11 protein-coding genes, 2 tRNA genes, 1 rRNA gene, 2 pseudogenes and 1 riboswitch are annotated in these 18,786 nt (G+C 63.1%); of the genes and pseudogenes, 8 read left to right on the top strand and 8 right to left on the bottom strand.

All coding sequences use genetic code 11. The features are described 5' to 3' along the window. Window positions 1–244 precede the first annotated feature (244 nt). From AB8Z38_RS27240 to AB8Z38_RS27230, 3 genes are all read right to left on the bottom strand, one after another. Window positions 245–320, bottom strand: a tRNA-Ala gene (locus AB8Z38_RS27240). 33 nt (window positions 321–353) lie between these two features. Beyond that, window positions 354–430 (bottom strand) — tRNA-Ile (locus tag AB8Z38_RS27235). A gap of 187 nt (window positions 431–617) precedes the next feature. Then, window positions 618–2,106: ribosomal RNA gene (locus tag AB8Z38_RS27230) — 16S ribosomal RNA — on the bottom strand. A gap of 976 nt (window positions 2,107–3,082) precedes the next feature. On the opposite strand from AB8Z38_RS27230, the gene AB8Z38_RS27225 reads away from it, so the two are divergent. From AB8Z38_RS27225 to AB8Z38_RS27215, 3 genes are all read left to right on the top strand, one after another. Beyond that, window positions 3,083–5,137 carry a peptidoglycan DD-metalloendopeptidase family protein gene (locus tag AB8Z38_RS27225; RefSeq protein WP_369720793.1) on the top strand — a complete coding sequence of 685 codons (2,055 nt, stop codon included), beginning with the start codon at window positions 3,083–3,085 and terminating at the stop codon, window positions 5,135–5,137. A gap of 139 nt (window positions 5,138–5,276) precedes the next feature. After that, on the top strand, window positions 5,277–5,639 hold the full coding sequence (locus tag AB8Z38_RS27220) for an SPW repeat protein (RefSeq protein WP_369720792.1): 363 nt from the start codon (window positions 5,277–5,279) through the stop codon (window positions 5,637–5,639). 81 nt (window positions 5,640–5,720) lie between these two features. Beyond that, window positions 5,721–5,975, top strand: coding sequence for a hypothetical protein (locus tag AB8Z38_RS27215; protein WP_369720791.1), 255 nt, complete (start codon window positions 5,721–5,723; stop codon window positions 5,973–5,975). Between the two features lie 89 nt (window positions 5,976–6,064). Here AB8Z38_RS27215 and clpB read toward each other — a convergent pair whose 3' ends face one another. Then, on the bottom strand, window positions 6,065–8,704 hold the full coding sequence (gene clpB / locus AB8Z38_RS27210; protein ID WP_369720790.1) for an ATP-dependent chaperone ClpB: 2,640 nt from the start codon (window positions 8,702–8,704) through the stop codon (window positions 6,065–6,067). A gap of 258 nt (window positions 8,705–8,962) precedes the next feature. Between clpB and AB8Z38_RS27205 the strand changes: the two genes are divergently transcribed. After that, on the top strand, window positions 8,963–9,784 hold the full coding sequence (locus AB8Z38_RS27205; protein ID WP_369720789.1) for an MOSC domain-containing protein: 822 nt from the start codon (window positions 8,963–8,965) through the stop codon (window positions 9,782–9,784). Between the two features lie 120 nt (window positions 9,785–9,904). Here AB8Z38_RS27205 and AB8Z38_RS27200 read toward each other — a convergent pair whose 3' ends face one another. Continuing rightward, window positions 9,905–10,660, bottom strand: a complete 756-nt coding sequence (locus AB8Z38_RS27200; protein WP_369720788.1) for a TIGR02594 family protein — start codon at window positions 10,658–10,660, stop codon at window positions 9,905–9,907. 200 nt (window positions 10,661–10,860) lie between these two features. Between AB8Z38_RS27200 and AB8Z38_RS27195 the strand changes: the two are divergent. Next, window positions 10,861–11,723: pseudogene (locus AB8Z38_RS27195) on the top strand (alpha/beta fold hydrolase). 122 nt (window positions 11,724–11,845) lie between these two features. On the opposite strand, the pseudogene metW reads toward AB8Z38_RS27195, so the two are convergent. Together metW and AB8Z38_RS27185 are read right to left on the bottom strand one after the other, a co-directional pair. Then, window positions 11,846–12,507 (bottom strand): annotated as a pseudogene (gene metW, locus AB8Z38_RS27190) (methionine biosynthesis protein MetW). Window positions 12,508–12,509: 2 nt separating this feature from the next. Next, window positions 12,510–13,712 carry a homoserine O-acetyltransferase gene (locus AB8Z38_RS27185; RefSeq protein ID WP_369720787.1) on the bottom strand — a complete coding sequence of 401 codons (1,203 nt, stop codon included), beginning with the start codon at window positions 13,710–13,712 and terminating at the stop codon, window positions 12,510–12,512. 91 nt (window positions 13,713–13,803) lie between these two features. After that, a riboswitch (SAM riboswitch) is annotated at window positions 13,804–13,883 on the bottom strand. 215 nt (window positions 13,884–14,098) lie between these two features. On the opposite strand from AB8Z38_RS27185, the gene AB8Z38_RS27180 reads away from it, so the two are divergent. Genes AB8Z38_RS27180 through AB8Z38_RS27170 form a run of 3 tightly spaced genes read left to right on the top strand, consistent with a single transcriptional unit; the run spans window position 14,099 to window position 17,012 of the window. After that, a complete protein-coding gene (locus AB8Z38_RS27180; protein ID WP_369720786.1) occupies window positions 14,099–14,947 on the top strand; it encodes a chorismate mutase in 849 nt (282 codons plus the stop codon). Between the two features lie 35 nt (window positions 14,948–14,982). Then, a complete protein-coding gene (hisC, locus tag AB8Z38_RS27175; RefSeq protein ID WP_369720785.1) occupies window positions 14,983–16,080 on the top strand; it encodes a histidinol-phosphate transaminase in 1,098 nt (365 codons plus the stop codon). Then, the gene (locus tag AB8Z38_RS27170) at window positions 16,077–17,012 is read left to right on the top strand and encodes a prephenate/arogenate dehydrogenase family protein (protein WP_369720784.1); all 936 of its coding nucleotides are present in this window, start codon (window positions 16,077–16,079) and stop codon (window positions 17,010–17,012) included. Before hisC ends, AB8Z38_RS27170 begins: the two co-directional genes overlap by 4 nt. A 117-nt stretch (window positions 17,013–17,129) precedes the next feature. Here AB8Z38_RS27170 and AB8Z38_RS27165 read toward each other — a convergent pair whose 3' ends face one another. Further along, on the bottom strand, window positions 17,130–18,701 hold the full coding sequence (locus AB8Z38_RS27165; protein WP_369720783.1) for a hypothetical protein: 1,572 nt from the start codon (window positions 18,699–18,701) through the stop codon (window positions 17,130–17,132). Window positions 18,702–18,786: the final 85 nt, after the last annotated feature.

Here is an 18,786-nt window from a genome sequence, read left to right as displayed (position 1 = left end):
CTAAAAGGATCATTTACAACTCGCCCGTCTTTCAAGTTTGACCTTGAAGGACGCGTGAGCGCCGAAATGATCCGGAGATAATGAAGTATCGCATAGCAATTGCTTGCTGCACGATCCAACTCGGATCGATCTCCTCTTTACGATGTCAGAAATCACGCAACCTCACCGTCCATCCGGACTAGTGGGTGCGAAGTGATGTTTCGCGGACGATTGAGTTACACAACGTGTCGGCAATCAAACCATCTGGTGGAGCCAGACGGGATCGAACCGACGACCTCATGCTTGCAAAGCACGCGCTCTCCCAGCTGAGCTATGGCCCCGTAACCAGAAGACGAATGCTTACTCGATGAGTGTGGTGGGCCTGGGAAGACTTGAACTTCCGACCTCACGCTTATCAAGCGCGCGCTCTAACCAACTGAGCTACAAGCCCCTAACGCATATCCCGTTAAGGACCATGGGATCCTGCGCATGCAGGCCCAGCGCGTGTTCGTCCGCGAAGAAAGAGAAACGTAGACGGCGAAATCCCGCCAATGCAGCTCAACGATCCTGACGACCGTTGGCCACTGATGTTTCTAAAACGGTTCGATAGAAGCAAGCTTCTGAAGAACCATCCTTAGAAAGGAGGTGATCCAGCCGCAGGTTCCCCTACGGCTACCTTGTTACGACTTCACCCCAGTCGCTGACCCTACCGTGGCCGGCTGCCTCCATTGCTGGTTAGCGCACCGTCTTCAGGTAAAACCAACTCCCATGGTGTGACGGGCGGTGTGTACAAGGCCCGGGAACGTATTCACCGTGGCGTGCTGATCCACGATTACTAGCGATTCCAACTTCATGGGCTCGAGTTGCAGAGCCCAATCCGAACTGAGACGGCTTTTTGAGATTTGCGAAGGGTTGCCCCTTAGCGTCCCATTGTCACCGCCATTGTAGCACGTGTGTAGCCCAGCCCGTAAGGGCCATGAGGACTTGACGTCATCCCCACCTTCCTCGCGGCTTATCACCGGCAGTCTCCTTAGAGTGCTCAACTAAATGGTAGCAACTAAGGACGGGGGTTGCGCTCGTTGCGGGACTTAACCCAACATCTCACGACACGAGCTGACGACAGCCATGCAGCACCTGTGTTCCAGGCTCCGAAGAGAAGGTCACATCTCTGCGACCGGTCCTGGACATGTCAAGGGCTGGTAAGGTTCTGCGCGTTGCGTCGAATTAAACCACATGCTCCACCGCTTGTGCGGGCCCCCGTCAATTCCTTTGAGTTTTAATCTTGCGACCGTACTCCCCAGGCGGAATGCTTAAAGCGTTAGCTGCGCCACTAGTGAGTAAACCCACTAACGGCTGGCATTCATCGTTTACGGCGTGGACTACCAGGGTATCTAATCCTGTTTGCTCCCCACGCTTTCGTGCCTCAGCGTCAGTACCGGGCCAGTGAGCCGCCTTCGCCACTGGTGTTCTTGCGAATATCTACGAATTTCACCTCTACACTCGCAGTTCCACTCACCTCTCCCGGACTCAAGATCTTCAGTATCAAAGGCAGTTCTGGAGTTGAGCTCCAGGATTTCACCCCTGACTTAAAAACCCGCCTACGCACCCTTTACGCCCAGTGATTCCGAGCAACGCTAGCCCCCTTCGTATTACCGCGGCTGCTGGCACGAAGTTAGCCGGGGCTTATTCTTGCGGTACCGTCATTATCTTCCCGCACAAAAGAGCTTTACAACCCTAGGGCCTTCATCACTCACGCGGCATGGCTGGATCAGGGTTGCCCCCATTGTCCAATATTCCCCACTGCTGCCTCCCGTAGGAGTTTGGGCCGTGTCTCAGTCCCAATGTGGCTGATCATCCTCTCAGACCAGCTACTGATCGTCGCCTTGGTAGGCCATTACCCTACCAACTAGCTAATCAGACGCGGGCCAATCTTTCGGCGATAAATCTTTCCCCGTAAGGGCTTATCCGGTATTAGCACAAGTTTCCCTGTGTTGTTCCGAACCAAAAGGTATGTTCCCACGCGTTACTCACCCGTCTGCCGCTGACGTATTGCTACGCCCGCTCGACTTGCATGTGTTAAGCCTGCCGCCAGCGTTCGCTCTGAGCCAGGATCAAACTCTCAAGTTGGACTTGAACTTTGAACCGGCTGATCACAACGTTTGACGAGGTCCCACCATTTTTCGCCGACCGAAGTCGACGAGCTGCCTGCGATTCACATCGCTGGCAACGATGGTGTAACCTTAAAACGTGTACCGCCGAAGTCTTTCGTCCGGTCCCGATCCGAAAAGCCGAAGCCTTTCAAATGCGAGACCCGCAAGGACTCCGCCGTCCACGTTTCTCTTTCTTCATCTTCACTTGTCAAACAGCCCGGGACCCAGGAGGCCCCATCCTTCCCTAGAGGAAGGGTTCCGACACCCTTACCGACGATGAATGAACTCCAACCGACTTGCGTCGATCGTTGTGTCACTCAACAAGGTGAGGAGCATCAGTGGCACGTCCGCTCGCCGTGGTCGTTGACCCGGCGGCGCCGCGCTCAGTGGTCGGGTTATAGGCCCCCTCGCTCCGGATTGTCAACGCCCATTGTCAACAAATCGTCGCACAGTGGATTGTCCGAAAAAATCACGTGTTTCCAGACGATTAGACGAACGTCGAGCGGTCGGGTCGGGACCAGTCGATGAAAAAATCCAAAAAAGTTTGGGCTCGTGGGGGCTCCTGAGGCGGCTTCTGGCGCCCTCCCCGGGGAAGGCTCTGGCGCCAGCCCGTTCAGGAAACTTTTCCCCATGGGACGCCGTACTAGAGCCACAATCCCGCGGCGTTCTGGTAAGAGACAAGCTTGAATCGCGGGATGCCAGTGGGGGCTGCCCGCGATTTCACGGGGTCAGAGGAAGGCGATCTTACGATGACGCGGCCTTCCTTGGACATTCGAGAGACATCGAGAGACCTTTACCCGCTTCGCTGTTCGTAATTTCGGCCGGGCCTCCATCAGGGCCTTCTGAGCGCGAACACCTATGCGGCACGGCTTTTCCCGCGATTCCCCTGGAAGAGGGCGAAACGGGAGGAGTGCAGGACAAGGCATTTCGGGTCGTTGATTGGGGGACTTGGGTTGAGCCACAGGACGTCACGCGGCGCTTACGGGCGTGAGACCGGGATCATCGATCTCGGCCACGAGCCGCCGCTGTCCGTCGATGGTTCCGAGGCCGCCGTCATCGATCGCCGTCGCGTCTCGGTGCAATGGTTCAGCGGGACAATTCTGACCGGACTCTGCGGCGCAGCCTTGATTGGCGGCGCCGTTTTCGCATCTCTCGACGGCGAAATGACTTTCGCCAAAGTGCCGGAGCGGGTCGAGGGCGCGCTGCGCGGCGCGTTCGGCGCAGCTGATCGCGCGGCCACGCTGCACAAGAGCGACCGCCTGCCGCCGCCGAATGAATCCACGGCCTCGCGCAACATCGTGCGCGTTTCCACCGTCGCCCGCGTCGGCAATCGCGACGTGATGCGGGTGCGTCCCTTCATCCGGATCGCCGGCAATCTGTCGATGACGACGAGCGATCTGTCGGCGAAGATCCCGCCGTTCAACGCACAGCGGCTGCTCACTGACGTCGGCTCCGACCCCAAGGCCGCCGCCGACGATCCGAACAATCCGGAAGCGGTCGAGCCCGACGCCGAGGTCTCCTTCGTCACCAAGGACCTGTCGCCGGTGCTGCCGAAGGCCAAGATTTCCGCGGTGGTGGCGCTCGACGACATCCTGATGCGGGTCCGCGACGCCGCCAATTGGCGCGGCAATGGCGGGGTGCGCTACGCCGCGCTCGCCAATGCCACCGCCGACGTCTCCGGGGCATCCGACATCAGAAGCGCCTACGCCACCGAAGTGTCGCCGTCCGATCCCTATGCCGGCTTCGAGACCCGCGTGGTGCCGGAAAACGTCACGCTGCTCCCGAAGACCAAGGAGCAGATCACCGGCGGCAATCCCAACGGCGAGCGCGTCCATGTCGTCAAGAAGGGCGATTCGGTCTCCTCCGTGCTGCGCGATCTCGGCGCCACGCCGGACGAGATCAAGGCGATCACCGCCACGCTCGGGCCGCGCGGCCGCGATGGCGGCGTGAAGGAAGGCGAAAAACTCCGCATCCTGATGGCGCCCGCAAGCCCAGGCGCAAGACTCCAGCCCTACCGCGTCATCGTCGCCAACGACACCATGGTCGAGGCGATCGCGGCGCTGTCCGATCTCGGCAAATACGTCGCGGTCGACGTCTCCAGCATGAACACTGTCGCTGATGCCGCGGCCAGCACCAACAGCGACGATGACGACGATGACGACGGCACCGGCGTGCGGCTCTACCAGAGCATTTACGAGACCGCGATACGCAACAAGGTGCCGATGCCGGTCATCGACGACATGATCAAGATCTACTCCTACGACGTCGATTTCCAGCGCAAGGTGCAGCCGGGCGATTCCTTCGACGTGTTCTACGCCGGCGAGGACGAAGGCGTGACGGCGAGCGAAAAGAACGACGTTCTGTTCGCCTCGCTCACGGTCGGCGGCGAAACCAAGAAATATTATCGCTACCAGAGCCCCGACGACGGCGTCGTCGATTACTATGACGAGACCGGCAAGAGCGCGAAGAAGTTTCTGGTCAGGAAACCGGTCAACAGCGCCATCATGCGCTCCGGCTTCGGCGGCCGCCGCCACCCGATCCTCGGCTATGTGAAGATGCACACCGGCGTCGACTGGGCCACCGCTTACGGCACGCCGATTTTCGCCGCCGGCAACGGCGTTATCGAGAAGGCCCAGCTCGAGGGCGGCTACGGCAAGTATGTCCGTATCAAGCACAACAACGGCTATGAGACCGCCTACGGCCACATGTCGGCCTTCGCCAAGGGCATGGAGCCGGGCAAAAAGGTGCGCCAGGGCCAGGTGATCGGCTTTGTCGGTTCCACCGGCCAGTCGACCGGCCCGCACGTCCACTACGAGATCCTGGTCAACGGCCGCTTCGTCGACCCAATGCGCGTGAAATTGCCGCGCGGCCGTTCGCTGGAAGGCCCGATGCTCACGAGCTTCGAGAAGGAGCGCGACCGGCTCGACGGCATGATGAGCGGCCGGGGCGGCGCCATCGCCCGGATCTCGGACGCCACCGGCGGGCCGCTCCAGGTCACCAACCGCTAGGTCTGACGAGCCCCCGACAGCAGGCAATCGGCAACCGCGCGCCGCCCTGTTTTCGATTTCCTTGCTTCATTTCGTTGGAACCTGGCGGGCAGCACGGCTGTTGTTTCGCTACCAGGGGCAGGGCTTTACGGAGCATGCCATGGAGAATTGGACGAACGCAAAATTGTGCGACGTCGCAAACCTGGTCCTCGGCGCATTCCTGTTTCTCTCGCCGTGGATCTTCGGCTTCGACGCCGGAAAAGCTTCCCAGAACGCACATATCGCCGGCATCGTGATCGCAATTTTGGCCATCGCGGCGCTTGCCGCGTTCGCCGTATGGGAAGAATGGCTGAACCTGATCGTCGGCCTGTGGACGCTCATTGCGCCTTGGGTCCTCGGATTCGAGGGCGCCAGGACGGCGATGACCATCCACGTGGTGGTCGGTATAGCGGTCGCTGTGCTGGCCGCGATCGAGCTCTGGATCATGTCCCAGAACCCGCCGCGGCTGACCACCGGCCGTTGAGATCTCGACCCTGAGATGGCCAATGCAACAACCCGTCCGCCCGGTGCGGACGGGTCCTGCACTCGAGCGAGGGAGAGAGCCGTGACACGCCTGACACATAGCGACGTCAGCAAGGCGATCGGCGGCGCCGATGATGCCACCATTGCGGAGATCATCGGGACGGGCGCAACGATCGACGAACTCGCCGAAGCCCAGGCCTGGCTCGCCAATGACGAGCCCATGATCAATGATTTGAGGCCATTGGCGCAGGGACGGGTCCGCGCGGTGGTGGATATCCTATCCGAGCTCGACGAGAGCGAGGACGAGGCCCCCGGCCCTGTCGGCACGGCAAGTTAGACTGGCAAGTTAGACCGGTACGACAAAATCCGCCCCGGAGCGGCGAGGCCTCTCCGGGGCGGTTCATTGTTTGCAGCCAGCAAAGACGATCAGTTCAGCTTGCGCTTCGGCACCGGCGCGTCGAACTGGGTGATCTCCGCGGTCTGCGGCGCCTTGCCGTTGAAGGTCAGCACGTTGCCTTCGGACGAGATCGCGACCGTGTCGCCATCCTTCACCTCACCTGCGAGGATCATCTCGGCCAATGGATCCTGCAGATACTTTTGGATCACCCGCTTCAGCGGCCGCGCGCCGTAGGCGGGATCCCAGCCCTTGGCAGCTAACCAGTCGCGCGCCGCGGCATCGAGCGTCAGCACGATCTTGCGATCGGTCAGCAGCCTCTCGAGACGGCCGAACTGGATCTCGACGATCCGACCCATCTCGCTCTTCTGGAGACGGTGGAACAGGATGATCTCGTCGACGCGGTTCAGGAACTCCGGCCTGAAATGCGCCCGCACCATGCCCATCACCTGCTCGCGCACGGCAGACGTGTCCTCGCCTTCCGGTTGATTCACCAGAAACTCCGAACCGAGGTTCGAGGTCATGATGATCAGCGTGTTGCGGAAATCGACGGTCCGGCCCTGGCCATCCGTCAAGCGGCCGTCATCGAGCACCTGCAACAGCACGTTGAACACGTCGGGATGCGCCTTCTCGATCTCGTCGAACAGCACCACCTGGTAAGGCCGGCGCCGCACCGCTTCGGTGAGCGCGCCGCCCTCGTCGTACCCGACATAGCCCGGAGGCGCGCCGATCAGGCGCGAGACCGAGTGCTTCTCCATGTATTCGGACATGTCGAGACGCACCATCGCGGTCTCGTCGTTGAAGAGATACTCGGCGAGCGCCTTGGTCAGCTCGGTCTTGCCGACGCCGGTGGGGCCCAAGAACATGAACGAGCCCATCGGCCGGTTCGGGTCCTGGAGCCCCGCGCGCGAACGGCGCACGGCGGTCGCGACCGCGTGGACCGCCTCGGCCTGGCCGACAACACGCTTCCCGAGCGAGTCCTCCATCTTCAGGAGCTTGTCTTTCTCGCCTTCGAGCATCTTGTCGACGGGCACGCCGGTCCAGCGCGAGACCACCTGCGCGATGTGGTTGGCGGTGACCGCCTCCTCCATCATCTCGCCGGAGCCTTCACGCGCCTCGATATCGGCGAGCTGCTTCTCGAGCTCCGGGATCCGGCCATAAGCCAGCTCGCCGGCACGCTGGAATTCGCCGCGCCGCTGGGCATTGGCAAGCTCGACGCGCAAGCCGTCGAGCTCCGCCTTCAGCTTCTGGGCATTGGAAAGCTTGTTCTTCTCCGCGCTCCATCGCGATGTCAGCGCCGCCGACTTCTCCTCGAGCTCGACGAGCTCCTTCTCCAGCGCCTGAAGGCGGGTCTTGGAGCCGAGGTCGCTTTCCTTCTTCAGGGCTTCCTGCTCGATCTTGAGTCGGATGATTTCGCGATCGAGCGAATCCAGCTCTTCCGGCTTGGAATCGACCTGCATCTTCAGCCGCGCGGCAGCCTCGTCCATCAGGTCGATCGCCTTGTCGGGCAGGAAACGGTCGGTGATGTAGCGGTTGGACAGCGTCGCGGAGGCAACAAGCGCGGAATCGGTGATCCGCACGCCGTGGTGCTGCTCGTACTTGTCCTTCAGCCCGCGCAGGATGGAGATGGTGTCCTCGACCGAAGGCTCGCTGACGAAGATCGGCTGGAAGCGCCGCGCCAGCGCCGCATCCTTCTCGACATGCTTCTGGTACTCGTCGAGCGTGGTCGCGCCGATGCAATGCAGCTCGCCGCGGGCGAGCGCCGGCTTGAGCAGGTTGGAGGCGTCCATCGCGCCATCGGCCTTGCCGGCGCCGATCAGCGTGTGCATCTCGTCGATGAACAGGATGAAATTGCCGTCGCTCGAAGTCACTTCCTGGAGCACGGCCTTGAGCCGCTCCTCGAACTCGCCGCGGTATTTTGCGCCCGCGATCAGCGACCCGAGGTCGAGCGAGAGCAGCCTCTTGTCCTTGAGGCTCTCCGGCACATCGCCATTGACGATACGCCGCGCCAGGCCCTCGGCAATGGCGGTCTTGCCGACGCCGGGCTCGCCGATCAGGACCGGATTGTTCTTGGTCCGGCGCGACAGCACCTGGATGGTGCGGCGGATCTCCTCGTCGCGGCCGATGACCGGATCGAGCTTGCCGTCGCGCGCCGCCTGGGTGAGGTCGCGAGCATATTTCTTCAGCGCGTCATAGGCGTTCTCGGCCGTGGCGCTGTCGGCCGTGCGGCCCTTGCGCAGCGCTTCGATCGCGGCGTTGAGATTTTGCGGGGTGACGCCGCCCTTGCTCAGGATCGACCCGGCTTCACTGTTCTTCTCCAGCGCGAGCCCGAGCAGCAGCCGCTCGACGGTGACGAAGCTGTCGCCAGCCTTCTCGCCGGCCTTTTCGGCCGCGTCGAAGGTGCGAGCCAGTTCCGGGGCCAGATAGATCTGCCCCGCGCCCGCACCACTGACCTTCGGCACCTTGTTCAGGGCGTCCTCGGTCGTCTTCAGAATTGCGCGGGAATTGCCGCCGGCACGGTCGATCAGACCGGCAGCCAGTCCCTCAGTATCGTCCAGCAGGACCTTCAGCAGGTGCAGGGTCGAAAACTGCTGGTGCCCCTCGCGCATCGCGAGCGACTGCGCGGACTGGATGAAGCCCCTGGATCGTTCGGTATATTTTTCGATGTTCATATCGTGGTCTTTCCCTCGGCCTGCCCCTGGAGCCCTCGAAGGCACTCCAAACGGCATCTTCATTGGGTTTCCGCTGGCCGCATTGAGCTTTCTCAACCGGCAACGGTCGTTATCAGCCGGCGCTGGCGCCGGCCTGCCCCAGATGTGGGAAGCGGGCCCGCGGATCGGAAGAGGCCACTTCACAATTTCGTGCGCTGAAAATTCGCAAGCCGGATCGGGTCGCTTGGCGCCGCCCGGCGGAATCCCTTAAGTAGCGACATGACATCAAGTGCCAAGCCATCTGGAAGTGCCGACAGATCCACCCCGGCCGCCGAGATCACCTCTCTCTATCGCTACCCGATCAAGGGCCTGACGCCGGAGCCCCTCTCCCGCGTCCCCTTGCGGGTCGGCCAGACCCTGCCCGCCGATCGCCGCTACGCCATCGAGAACGGCCCAAGCGGGTTCGATCCCGAAGCGCCGGCATGGAAGCCGAAAATCCAGTTTCTGATGCTCGCGCGCAATGAGCGGCTGGCTTCCCTCGACAGCCGTTTCGAGGATGCGACCAACCGCCTGACCATTCGCAAGGACGGCCAGATCGCCGCCAGTAGCGATCTCGAGACCGAAGCCGGGCGCGCTGCCATCGAGCGCTATTTCAGCGAGAACTTTCAGCCGGAGCTGAAAGGCCCGCCGAAGCTGCTGTCCGGCCGCGACCACAGCTTCTCCGACGTCGCCCGCAAGGTCGTGTCAATCATCAATCTGGACAGCGTCCGCGCCATCGAGACCATGCTCGGCGGCGCCGCCGTGCATCCGCTGCGTTTCCGCGCCAACCTCTATGTCACGGGCTGGCCGGCTTGGTCCGAGCTCGACCTCGTCGGCGAGACGCTCGCGATCGGGCAGGCCCGGCTGAAGGTGGTCAAGCGCATCGTCCGCTGTCCGGCCACCAATGTCGATCCGCAGACCGCCAGGCGCGATCTCGAAATCCCGCCCACGCTCTCACGCAACCTCGGCCACATGGAGTGCGGCATCTACGCCGAGGTGATCGCCGACGGCGAGATCGGCCTCGGTGATCAGGTTGCGGTGGAAGAGCCGAAGCTGGTGTGACGGAGCGCCGCCTCAACACACTCGGTCATTGCGAGCGGAGCGCAGCAATCCAGAGATCTCCCCGCTGAGGCAGTCTGGATTGCTTCGTCGCTTCGCTCCTCGCAATGACGAGCACTCGCCTCAGTTCGGCATCACATACGCATAGATGCGGCCGCGCGAGACAGGGGCCTCGCGGACGCGGTTGCCGTTGTTGCCGGAGATCATGATCGGATTGCCCTGCGCGTCGACGCCGGTGATGATGCCGACATGACCGCCCCGGCCGCCGCGCGACATCACCGCGATGGCGCCGACCTGCGGACCGGAGACACGCGTGCCGTAGTGCGCGAACGAGTTCGCCATGTCGGAGCCGGTCCCACGGTGGCCGGTTTTCTCAAGCACCATGTTCATGAAGCGCGCGCACCACAGGCTGCCGCGGCCGGTCGGATTGCCGCCGACATAGCGGCGCGCCTCGGAGACGAGCCCCGATCCGCCACCGAAGCCCGCGCTCGTCGCCGTTCCGCTGCTATCGCGGATAGCCCTTCCGCCTCTGCGGCTCATGGCTGCTGGCGCGTGACCGTTGATCGACATTGCGCCGCTCGCGTTCATGGCCATGCCGCCGCCATTGGCGTTCGGATCATAGCTCGCAAAGCTGTTGCCGAACCCGCTCGCCTGCAATTGCGCCGCATTGCGCTCGAAGCGCGAGCTGCGCGCATAGTTGCGGTAATGATGATGTCTGCTGGCGTAGCGCGCTGCGTGATGCACGTAAGCGTGCCGCTCTGCGCTATGATGGCGATGAGACCGCGCTGATGCCGGCGACGAGAAGGCGGCAACCGCCGCGAAGAAGAGAGCCAGCGCGAGGACACAGCGCGACAGGCGAGACGCAAACAACTCGAACATTCTTCATCCTTGGTTGACACCCCCCAATTCCCCATCGGCCCGTGGGGCGGCCGACATCCGCGTGGCGTATCACAATCCTGATGTGGCGAGATCAAGACGCATTGGCGGAGATTTTGGAAGGTGATTAACAGGTGCTAGGCTCACATGCGCAGACCGCAGAGCCGCATTCCAATGCCACAGTTGTAAAGGAGGACAATTGCATGCCCCACGCCGTGAGCAAGGATGGCTGCCGCCTCTATTTCGAAGAGGCCGGCACCGGCACGCCGATCATTTTCCTGCACGAGTTCGCAGCCGACTACAGCAATTGGGAGCCGCAGATGCGCTATTTTTCGCGCGGCCACCGCTGCATTACTTATTCGGCGCGGGGCTACACACCGTCGGACGTGCCGGCGGGCGAGGTCTACAGCTACACCCATTTCTACACCGATGCGCTCGCCGTGCTCGATCATCTCAGAATCGATCGCGCGCATCTCGTCGGTCTGTCGATGGGCGCTTACTCTTCGCTGCAGATCGGACTGAATGCGTCGCAGCGCGCGCTGTCGATGACGCTCGCCGGCGTCGGCTCCGGCTCGGAGATCGAGACTCTCGACGCCTGGCGCGAGCAGTGCCGGGCCAATGCCGAGCAGTTCGAGACGCTCGGCGCCGCCGAGGTGGCAAGAGCAACGCGCGAGGCGCCGAGCCGGATTCCTTCCTGGTCAAGGATCCGCGCGGCCACGCTGATTTCTATGCGGCGCTGGCGCGGCATGATGCCAAGGGATCGGCGCGGACAATGCGCGGCTTCCAGGCCGGCCGCCCCTCGATCTTTACGATGACGGACGCGATCGGACGCGTCTCGACGCCGGCACTCATCATCTGCGGCGACGAGGACGATCCGTGCGTGAGCGCGAGCCTGTTTCTGAAGAAGCAGCTGCCGGCCGCGGGACTCGCGATGTTTCCGAAGTCAGGCCACGTGCTCAATCTGGAGGAGCCGGCACTGTTCAACGCGACGGTGGAGCGGTTTGTCACGTTGGTGGAAGCGGGACGGTGGCCGGTGCGAGATCCGAGATCAGTGGCGGCGCATTAGCGCGAAGGCGCCGCCTCGCACTCCATCGCGTAGCCCGGATGGAGCGACAGCGTAGTCCGGGGCCTTCGCGTCCGCGGATAGAATCCCGGATTGCGCTGCCCTTCATCCGGGCTACGGTAATCTTACTTCCCGCCGCCACGCGTGAGCAAAAACACCCCCTGCTCGCCGAACAAATTCCACACCCACCATGGCATCCGCAGCCGCAGCGGTCGGCCGTAGAGGTCGAGCGCCTCGGCGCGCTCCATCTTGACGCCGATGGCGTCGCAGAGCTCGACGAAATCCTTGATGGTGCAGAAATGGATGTTGGCGGTGTCGTACCAGCTTGCCGGCAGGTTTTCGGTGCGGGGCATGTGGCCCCCACCAGCAGTTGAAGCCGCATCTTCCAGAAGCCGAAATTCGGGAACGACACGATGGCGCGGCGGCCGATGCGCAGCAGATTCTCCAGCACGACCTTGGGCTGCCGTGTCGCCTGAAGCGTCTGCGACAGGATCACGTAGTCGAAGGCGTCATCGGGATAGTTGACGAGGTCGGTATCGGCATCACCCTGCACCACCGCGAGGCCCTTGGCGACGCAGCGGTTGACGCCCTCCCGCGACAGCTCGATGCCGCGGCCATCGACGCCGCAGGTTTCCAGCAGCTGCAGCAGATCGCCCTCGCCACAGCCGACGTCGAGCACCTTCGATCCCGGCTTGACCATCTCGGCGACCAGCACATGGTCCGCGCGAAAATCACTGGGCTGCCCGGTCGCAATGCCGCCCAGCGGCAGCACTTCCTGTACAGACATCGCTAGCCGTCCTTATCCTTGAGCCCGCGCGCCTTGCCGGCCGATTGCAGGAAAGCACGCGAGATATCGAAGAATTCGGGCACGTCGAGCAGGAAGGCATCATGGCCGCGATCGGTCTCGATCTCGGCAAACGACACCCGCGCGCTCGACGCGTTCAGCGCATGCACCAGCGCGCGCGATTCCGAGGTCGGAAACAGCCAGTCGCTGGTAAAGGAGACCACGCAGAAGCGGGTCTGGATTCCGGCGAACGCCTTTGCCAGCACGCCGCCATGATCGGCGGCGATGTCGAAATAGTCCATGGCGCGGGTCAGATAGAGATAGGTGTTGGCATCGAACCGTTCGACGAAGGACGAGCCCTGGTAGCGCAGATAGCTCTCGACCTGGAAGTCAGCGTCGAACGAAAAGGTCGGCAGCTCGCGGTCCTGCATGCGCCGTCCGAACTTGCGGTGCAGCGCCGCGTCCGAGAGATAGGTGATGTGCCCGGCCATCCGCGCCACGGCGAGGCCGCGATGCGGATGCGTCGCCTGATCGACATAGCGTCCACCATGCCAGTCCGGATCGGCCATGACCGCCTGCCGGCCGAGCTCGTGGAAGGCGATGTTCTGCGCCGAATGACGCGTGCTGCATGCGGTCGGGAGCGCGGAGAACACGCGGTTCGGATAGGCCGCGGTCCATTGCAACACCTGCATGCCGCCCATCGACCCCCCGACAACGCAGAGCAGCGTCTCGATGCCGAGGCGGTCGAGCAGCATGGCCTGCGCCCGCACCATGTCGGGGATCGTAATGATCGGAAAATCCAGCCCCCACACCTTGCCGGTTGCGGGATTGGTCGAGGCAGGGCCGGTCGAGCCCATGCAGCCACCGATCACGTTCGAGCAGATGATGAAGTACTTGTCGGTATCGAGCGGGCGGCCGGGGCCGACCATGATTTCCCACCAGCCCGGTTTGCCGGTCAGCGGATGAACATTGGCAACGTGCTGGTCGAGCGTCAGCGCATGGCAGATCAGGATTGCATTGGAGCGATCGGCATTGAGCTCGCCATAGATCTGATACGCGATCTGGAACGGAGAGAGATCGATGCCGCAATCGAGCCGCAGCGGCTGATCGGCGCCGAAATGCGCGACCGGCGAACTCGGATGATCCACCTCATGCGACCGGTCGTCGGCACTGATCGCGGGACTCGGAATCGACTTGACGCCAACCATCTGACCATCGACCTCGTTTGCGATCGGACTTCAGATCGCTACTGACATCAGGCCATAAAAAACCCGGCCTGAACGATAGGTTCGGCCGGGATCGAAAGCGTCCCCGGCCTGTTTAGCGAGTTTTTTAACGTGGCTGCAAGCCGGCCGGCTCAAATGACCACGGAACAGGCAAAACCTACCGGCTTGGGCGGTTTTCGTCAAGTCACGGTCCGGATCAGCCACATTCCACTCTGCATCCTCAGCCGAACAGGCCCTATTTTCCTTTGCATTTCTCTTTGCTTTCACCGCCCATCCTGCCTAATCAGAGGTCGATCGCAGCGGATCCGGACTTGCTGGTCTCCTCGTCCGATCCGTATTGGAACGCCTCTCAATAGCCGCTGTCAGATATGTCTCAACGTCCGCCCGCGCCACCATCGCTGCAGGAATTGCGCAAGGAGATCGACGCGATCGACGAGGGCATGCATCGCCTGCTGATGCAGCGCGGCGACATCATCGACCGCCTGATCCAGGTAAAGCAGACCCAGGAGGTCGGCTCCGCCTTCCGCCCGGCGCGCGAGGCCGCCATGATGCGCGACCTCGTGCAGCGTCATCGCGGCATCCTGCCGCTCGACACGGTCGAGAGCATCTGGCGCGTCATCATCTCGACCTTCACTTACGTCCAGGCGCCGTTCGCGGTGCACGCGGACATCTCGGTAAGCGAGCCCGCGATGCGCGATTCCGCGCGATTCCATTTCGGCTTCACGGTGCCCTACGTCGCGCATTTCAGCGCGCAGGCCGCAGTCGAGGCGGTGGCGAAATCCAAGGGCGATCTGGCGCTGGTCTCGGCGACCTCCAGCCGCACGCCGTGGTGGCTGTTGCTCGAGCAGGAAGGTGCGCCAAAAATCATCGCGCGGCTGCCCTTCGTCGAGCGCGCCGACCATCCGGCTGCGCTGCCCGTGTTCGCGGTCTCGCGCGTCGCCGACAGCGCCCTGGTGACGGAGGTCGAGACCTTCAGCGTGCGCGTTTCGGGCTGGAATGCCGAGGTCGCACGGGCGCTGTCGCCGCTGGCCGAGATCGTGGCGGTGCCCGATACCGCCTTCGACGGCGCGGCCCTGCTGGTCTCCGTCACCGCAGCAAGCAGCCTCGACAAGATCAAGGCTGCCCTGATCGAAGCGGGGGCATCGGTGCGCTCCACGGCCCTCGTCGGCAGCCACGCAACGCGCTATACGGTGCCCCCGATCGGGTCGAAACCCTAAATCGCGAACCTCGACCAGCCTATCCGGAGTTGAAGATGTCCCGCCCCGTGCCGAATCCCGGCATTCTCGATATTGCGCCCTACACGCCCGGCAAGAGCCCGGTGGCCGAGCCCGGCCGCAAGGTGTTCAAGCTCTCGGCCAACGAGACGCCGTTCGGGCCCTCACCGAAGGCGATCGAGGCGTTCAAGCACGTGGCCGATCACCTGGAGGATTATCCGGAAGGCACCTCGCGCGTGCTGCGCGAGGCGATCGGCCGTTCTTTCGGGCTCGATCCCAACCGCATCATCTGCGGCGCCGGCTCGGACGAGATCCTCAATCTGCTCGCCCACACCTATCTCAGCCAGGGTGATGAGGCGATCTCCACTACCCACGGCTTCCTGGTGTACCCGATCGCGACCATGGCGGTCGGCGCCAAGAATGTCGTTGCGGCGGAGACGAACCTCACCGCCGATGTCGACGCGATCCTGAAAGCCGTGACGCCGCGCACAAAACTGGTCTGGCTCGCCAATCCCAACAACCCGACCGGCACCTATTTGCCATTCGACGAGGTCAAGCGCCTGCGCGCCGGCCTGCCCTCGCATGTCCTACTGGTGCTGGACGCCGCCTATGCCGACTATGTTTCTCGCAACGATTATGAAATGGGGATCGAGCTCGTCGCCACCACAGAAAACACCGTGGTGACGCACACCTTCTCCAAGATCCACGGCCTCGCGGCGCTGCGCGTCGGCTGGATGTTCGGCCCTGAACACGTCATAGATGCCGTGAACCGCATCCGCGGTCCCTTCAATGTGTCGACGCCGGCGATGTACGCGGCCGTCGCCGCGATCGAGGACACTGCGCACCAGGCGATGTCGAAGCAGTTCACCGAGACCTGGCGCAACTGGCTGAGCGAGGAAATCAGCAAGCTCGGGCTCAAAGTGACGCCGGGCGTCGCCAATTTCGTGCTGATCCAGTTCCCGGTCGACAAGGGCAAGACCGCCGATGACGCCGACGCGTTCCTCACCAAACGCGGTCTCGTGTTGCGCGCGTTGAAGAACTACGGCCTGCCGCATGCGCTGCGCATGACCATCGGCACCGAGGAGGCCAACCGCCTCGTCGTCGAGGCCTTGCGCGACTTCGTGGCCGGCAGATGAAGGCGGCGGCGCACTTCCAGCGCGTCGCGCTGATCGGCTTCGGCCTGATCGGCGGCTCGATCGCGCGCGCTGCGAAGCTCCAGGGCCTGGCTTCCGAGATCGTCACCACCGCGCGCTCGGAGCAGACGCGCGCGCGGGTGCTCGAGCTCGGCATCGTAAACCACGTCGTCGCGACCAATGCGGAAGCGGTGAAGGACGCCGATCTCGTCATCCTCTGCATTCCGGTCGGCGCCTGCGGTCCGGTGGCGCAGGAGATCGCTGCGCATCTGAAGCCGGGCGCGATCATCTCGGACGTGGGCTCGGTCAAGGGCGCCATCGTCAGAGACATGGCGCCGCATCTGCCGCAGGGTGTTCATTTCGTACCGGCGCATCCGGTCGCAGGCACCGAGCATTCCGGACCCGATTCCGGCTTCGCCGAGCTCTTCATCAACCGCTGGTGCATCCTCACGCCGCCGGAAGGCACCGACGCTGCTGCCGTCGCGCATCTGCGCGCGTTCTGGACGGCAATGGGTGCCAAGGTCGAGGTGATGACGCCGGATCATCACGATCTCGTGCTCGCGATCACCAGCCATTTGCCGCATCTGATCGCCTATACCATCGTCGGCACCGCCGACGAGCTGGCGCAGGTGACGGAATCAGAAGTCATCAAGTTCTCCGCCGGCGGCTTCCGCGACTTCACCCGCATCGCGGCGTCCGATCCGACGATGTGGCGCGACGTCTTTCTCGCCAACAAGGAGGCTGTGCTGGAGATGCTCGGCACCTTCACCGAGGATCTCGCAAAGCTCACCCGCGCCATCCGTCGCGGCGACGGCGAGGCGCTGTTCGAGCATTTCACGCGCACCCGCGCCATCCGCCGCGGCATTGTCGAGATCGGCCAGGATTCGGCGGCGCCCGACTTCGGCCGCCCGCACGCCGCGCTGAAGAAGCCGTAGCGCGCGAGTAGCCCGGATGGAGCGCAAGCGTCATCCGGGACGCCTTCGCTTGAGGCAAGACTCCCGGATTGCGCTTCGCTCCATCCAGGCTACGAACCCGCGTTTCGCACGAGAGAGCTAGAACGGATAGTAGCGGATCTGCGTCATCACGACGTTGTCGTCCGTCTTCGGCGCGCCACCGACACCGGCGAAGGCGATGCGCTGGGTGTAGGAATACTGCACGCCGGCTTTGAGCGTGCCGTAATTGCCCTGGTAGAGAGTGTCGTAGACGCCGGCGGTGACCTGACGAACCTCCTTGGTATTGCCGTTGCAGCTCGCAGCCGGCGTGTTTTCAGTGAAGCAGCCGGTGTTGTTGTAGAGCGGGTTGCCGTAGCCGAACGGCACCGTTCCGACGTTGGCGAAATTGGCCTTGGCTTTTTCCAGACCTGCATAGCTGTAGACGTCGAGGCTCGGCGTTGCGTGCCAGATCAGCCCGACCGCGGCCGCCGTGATCGACAGCGGAAGCACGGTGCCATCTTGCGCCACCGCCGCATCGGGGAACGGCGTCGCCGTGAAGCGGCCGAGCACGCCGTGGGCGCCGTAGAGCTGAAGGTCGAGGGTCTTCGGAATCAGCTCGGCAAAGACGTGCCCGCCGAAGCTCCCCGTATCGTAGCTGTGGTTGGCGGAGTTGAATCGATCGAGCAGCTGGCGGTAGAGCGCCCAGCCCTCGACATGCAGCTTGTAGGGTCCAAGCCTTGGATCCCAGGCCGCCTTGACGGTGACGTCAGGGACCTGGTTCAGACTGACATTGTTGAGGTTGTTGAAGAAGCTGCCGCCCGGCCCGGTCAGATTGACCTGGAGGTTCGGGTTGAGCACGCCCTGCGGGCCAACCGCGGGCGTGCCGACCGTCGGCACGTTGCCGCCGAAGAACGCGGTCTGCGGATTTTCGACCGAGGCGGCCAGCCTGAACTCGGGTCCGATGTCCTGCCACACGCGAATGCCGGGTTGCCGTGCTGCGAGGAATCCCGGAACGGATTCGAAGTCGATCACGCCCGGCGCATCGACCGCGCGAGGATCGATGCCGGACCTGGTCGGCGCGTTGAGCGACCAGGATTGTCCCGCGAGAAAGTGAACGCCGAGATCCGTCCGGTCGAGCTCGAGGCTGAGTTGCCGCATCCGCGGGTTGAAGGAGTTGGTGGCAACTGAGCTCGCCGTTTGCGCCGCGCCTTCGAAATCGATTTCGCCGTAGCCGGCCAGATGCGTATCAGGATCGGCGTTGCCTTCGGCCAGCACCGAGAAGCGGCTCTGGCGCGCGGAGAACCGCGTCTCGGGGACATCAAAATTGTGGCTCTGCTGGTAGGGGATGAAGTTGTAGACCGAGCCGGTATCGGAGGCGATGTTGCGGGACCGGTAGATGCCGGTGAGATCGACCCAGCCGCCGAATGTCAGCGTCACGCCCTTGTAGCAGACCTTTCCGGCCGCACATGGATCGACGGGAAGCGCCTTGTAGGTCGCCGGCAGTGGCGCGGCTTTCGATTGCGCCACTGCGACCTGATGCGTCTTGCGCGCCTCCGAATCGACGCGCTGCTGGAGTTCCTTCAGCTTGGTCTTGAGCGCCTGGATTTCGGTCGTGACATTGTCGTCGGCACGCGCCTGCCCCGAACAGGCAGCGAGAATGCTCAGCATCAGTCCGCAATTGATGATCCGCACGTGAACTTCCCTCCTCTGGAGAAGCAGGTCATGTTCGTCGCGCCTCCTCCGGCGCGTGCGTGCTTCCCTGATGTGGAGTGATGTG

Origin of the sequence: Bradyrhizobium sp. LLZ17, from assembly GCF_041200145.1 — a bacterium.
Lineage (GTDB): Bacteria > Pseudomonadota > Alphaproteobacteria > Rhizobiales > Xanthobacteraceae > Bradyrhizobium.
Note: the sequence above shows the minus strand (reverse complement) of the source record. Positions and strands in the feature narration are given on the sequence as shown.